Source organism: Rhodoplanes roseus, from assembly GCF_003258865.1.
Lineage (GTDB): Bacteria > Pseudomonadota > Alphaproteobacteria > Rhizobiales > Xanthobacteraceae > Rhodoplanes > Rhodoplanes roseus.
In genome coordinates, this window is sequence record NZ_NPEX01000426.1 from 1 (window position 1) to 3,584 (window position 3,584).

Annotated in this window: 4 protein-coding genes; 3 read left to right on the forward strand and 1 reads right to left on the reverse strand. The window is 67.9% G+C overall.

What is annotated here, in order from left to right; all coding sequences use genetic code 11:
• Nucleotides 1–178 precede the first annotated feature (178 nt).
• Together CH341_RS29485 and CH341_RS29490 are read left to right on the forward strand one after the other, a co-directional pair.
• Nucleotides 179–760 (forward strand): type IV toxin-antitoxin system AbiEi family antitoxin domain-containing protein, encoded by a 582-nt coding sequence (locus CH341_RS29485; protein ID WP_170149859.1) that lies wholly within the window; start codon nucleotides 179–181, stop codon nucleotides 758–760.
• Between the two features lie 52 nt (nucleotides 761–812).
• Complete coding sequence (locus CH341_RS29490; RefSeq protein ID WP_245431310.1) at nucleotides 813–1,643, forward strand: nucleotidyl transferase AbiEii/AbiGii toxin family protein; 831 nt, start codon at nucleotides 813–815, stop codon at nucleotides 1,641–1,643.
• A gap of 8 nt (nucleotides 1,644–1,651) precedes the next feature.
• On the opposite strand, the gene CH341_RS29495 is transcribed toward CH341_RS29490, so the two are convergent.
• The gene (locus CH341_RS29495; protein WP_245431311.1) at nucleotides 1,652–2,542 is read right to left on the reverse strand and encodes a hypothetical protein; all 891 of its coding nucleotides are present in this window, start codon (nucleotides 2,540–2,542) and stop codon (nucleotides 1,652–1,654) included.
• 204 nt (nucleotides 2,543–2,746) lie between these two features.
• Between CH341_RS29495 and CH341_RS29500 the strand changes: the two genes are divergently transcribed.
• Nucleotides 2,747–3,490: a carbonic anhydrase gene (locus CH341_RS29500; RefSeq protein WP_111422909.1), complete on the forward strand. Its 744-nt coding sequence runs from the start codon at nucleotides 2,747–2,749 to the stop codon at nucleotides 3,488–3,490.
• The last annotated feature ends 94 nt before the right edge of the window (nucleotides 3,491–3,584 follow it).

The window sequence follows — 3,584 nt, forward strand, 5'->3', positions numbered from 1 at the left end:
CGTTTTCGTTTGTGAAGCAGCGAGCGGCAGCTCCAAAGCGCTCCGAGGCCCGCCTGATGATACAAATCCTCGTGACTGGCTTGCTACATAGCGAGGAAATGTATCATACACGGCTATGTCCCGACTCCCCCAGCGCCAGCCCGATCGTGCCATTGCGCTTCTCCAAGCCCGCCGACTGATGCGGGCGTCGGAATTCCGGGCGGAGGGGGTCACCGGAGCCACCGTCAAGCGACTGGTGTCGTCCGGGCAGGTCGAGAAGGTCGCCCGCGGCCTTTATTCGCTCCCGGACCCTGCGACCGATTTCCGCCATACGCTCGGTGCATCCGCCAAGCTCGTTCCGAACGGTGTTGTTTGCCTCGACACGGCTCTCTCGTTCCACGACCTCACCGACCGAATGCCGCGGCAGATCTGGCTGGCAATCAGTGCCCGCGATTGGCGCCCGATCATTCACGCCCTGCCTGTAGCGATCATCCGCTTCAACGACCGGGTCTTCTCCGAAGGGATCGAGACACACGAGATCGACCGCGTCCCGGTCAGGATCTACGGCCCTGCGAAGACCGTCTCGGACTTGTTCTTCCATGGCCTCCGACAGAAACGCTGGTACGAGTCCGACATCGGAGTGGCCGAGGCCGTTCAGGCCATGAAGGAAGCGCTCAATCGTCGAAAGGCCACGCCTGCCGAGATCGCCGGTTACGCCGAGAGAGCGGGCATCTGGGATTCCGTGCGGCCCTATCTAGAGGCGCTCGTTGCAAACTCGTAGGCCACTCAGGAACCGCGGTGCGTCGGTCAGAGCCCGACTCCAAGCCTGGGCCGTGGACAACAGTCAGACGTTCGATCGTGCGTTGACCCGGTATGTCCTGGAAGGCTTGCTCGACCGATTGAGCCGCAGCGTCTACCGGGACCGCTTCGTCCTCAAGGGCGCCATGCTGTTGTTGGCCTGGAGCGACAAGCCTTACCGTCCTACGCGCGATCTCGACCTGCTCGGTTTTGGCGATCCGGCCCCGGACGAGATCTGCCGCATCTTCTGCGAAATTTGTGCCGTCCTGGTCGACGATGCCGTCGCGTTCGATCTTTCAGGCCTCACTGCAGAGACCGTCGGAAGCACCCGGGAATATGCGGGCGTACGACTCAGAACGACCGCAACCGTAGACCGAGCTACAACCCGCGTGATCGTCGATATCGGCTTCGGCGATGCTGTCGCGCCGGAGATCCAGGAGATGGACTTTCCGGTTCTTCTCGGTCGCGGTGCGCCCCGACTACGCACTTATCCACCCGAAGCCGTGATTGCTGAGAAACTCCACGCCATGGTGGTCCTTGGTCGTGCCAACAGCCGGATGAAAGATTTCTACGACATTTGGCACCTCGCGACGCCGTCCCGGTATGACGCGTCCCGCCTCGTCACAGCCATCGCGGCCACGTTTTCTCGACGCCGAACCGCGATACCGATCGGGCTGCCTGACGCGCTCTCGTCCGGCTTCGCGAGCGATCCCCTCAAACTTGGCCAATGGGACGACTTCACGCGGGGCGTCGCAGATCGGCCAGGCTCTCTGGCCGAGGTCGTCGCGTTCCTGCGAAATGTCATAATGCCTCACCTCAAGGCCGCGCGGGACCTCGCTGACCCCGCGGGCGGGAATGGGGGCTGATGCCCCTGCTATCCAACGGCCGGGCCTCGGGTGGGTTCACACGGAACGGTGTCCACCAGCTCCTGGAAATGTGCCATCTGCCACGAGGCCCAGCGCTCGAACTCGTCGAGGAGATCGGGAGCCGGGATGGCGAGCCGGCCGCGAGGGCCGGTGGTGAACCAGCCCTGCCGGCGCGCATCGGCCAACAGGCTCGCCGCATGCGCGGCCGACACGCCGAAGCGTGCGGCGAGCCGGCGCGCGCCGACCGGCGCCGCACGCGGCGCGCCCGGGATCGTCTCGGCGTAGTGGGCGCCGACCACGGCACAGAGCAGCGGATAGCCGCAGTCCCGTCCGGCGAACTGAAGCACGCGCGGGAACGGGTGGATCAGCGTGCCGTTCGTCCGCACGTAAGCGGCCGATCGCTGCAGCACGATTCCGAGCCGGTCGGCGTCCGCGAGCGCGTCGGCCCACGCCGGGCGGCGTTGAAGGATCTCGTCCACGGCGCCGACGAACAGCCGCACCGAGCGGCCGATCTCGCCGACCAGCGCCGGCGCGGGCGCGAGCAGCTTGGTCCGCCGGTCGGACGCGTCCGACGTGACCGTGACGAAGCCCCGCGCGGACAACATCGCGACGACCTCGCCGACCTGGCGGGCCGAGGCGCCCGCGATCTTCTGCAGCGCCGCGACGGTCGGCAGCGGCCCTCCCGCGCTGGTCCAGGCGTACCAGTTGTGGATCAGCATGTAGCCGACGAGATAGCGCCGGTACTGGTCGAACAGCTTTTGGGCCGGCCAGGCGATCGGGCCGGCGTCCGCCATGCCGCGGCAATAGCGGGCGAGCGCCGGCCGGAAGCGCGCGGTCTCGCGCAGACGTGCGGCCGCATCGACGAGTGCGTCGGGCGGCACGGCGGCGGGCGCCACCACGGCTCCCGCGCTCTCCTGCCCGTCGCGGCCCCCGTTCCCTCGCATCGGCCCCCAAAAATCCCGGCAAAGTTTGGACTCGGCATTTATAGCCCATCAACGCGAAGATTGGAGCCTGGAGGCGGGGCACGACGCCGTCGGGCGGTCGCGCCTTCGCCATCCGACCCACGGCCGCCGAGGCCTCGGCCCGAGAGGACGACCTTCTTCATGTGTGACGACCCCCGCTGCACTCACGCCACCACACGATTCTCGCTCTCCCGCCGCACGCTGCTCGCGGCCGGCGCCGGATCGGCCCTGATGGGCGGCTTCGCCGCCACCGGCATCGCCTCGGCCTTCGCCCAGGATGCGGCCGCGCGCCCGAACGCCATCGGTCCCGACGAGGCGCTGAAGCGGCTGGTCGACGGCAACGCCCGCTATGCCGGCGACACGATGCAGAATCGCGACTTCTCGGCCGGCCGCGCGGCACGCGCCGGCGCGCAGTATCCGATCGCCGGCCTGGTGAGCTGCGCCGACTCGCGGGTGGCGCCCGAATACGCGTTCGACCAGGGCCCGGGGGAGCTGTTCGTGGTGCGGCTCGCCGGCAACTTCGTCGACGACCACGGCCTGGCGAGCCTCGAATACGGCGTCGCGGTGCTGGGCCTGCCGCTGATCATGGTGCTGGGCCATTCCAACTGCGGCGCCGTCGCCGCGACCATGAAGGTGCTGAAGGAGAAGACCAAGCTGCCCGGCCACATGCCGCTGCTGATCGAGGCGATCAAGCCGGCGATCGACCTCGCGCAGAAGAGCAAGGCCGAGAACCCGCTCGACGCGGCGATCGCCGAGAACGTCCGCTACAACGTGCGCCGGCTGACCGAGGCGAAGCCGATCGTCGCCAAGGCGGTGGCGGACGGCAAGGTCAAGGTCGTCGGCGGCGTCTACGACATCGCCACCGGCAAGGTCGCGATGGTCTGAGCGCCGTTCCGTTGCCCCCCGGGTCCCCACCGTCCAGCGACCCACCGTGGTGAGCCGCAACGTCTCGGCCGCGGCGTCGACCGCGAACCACGTC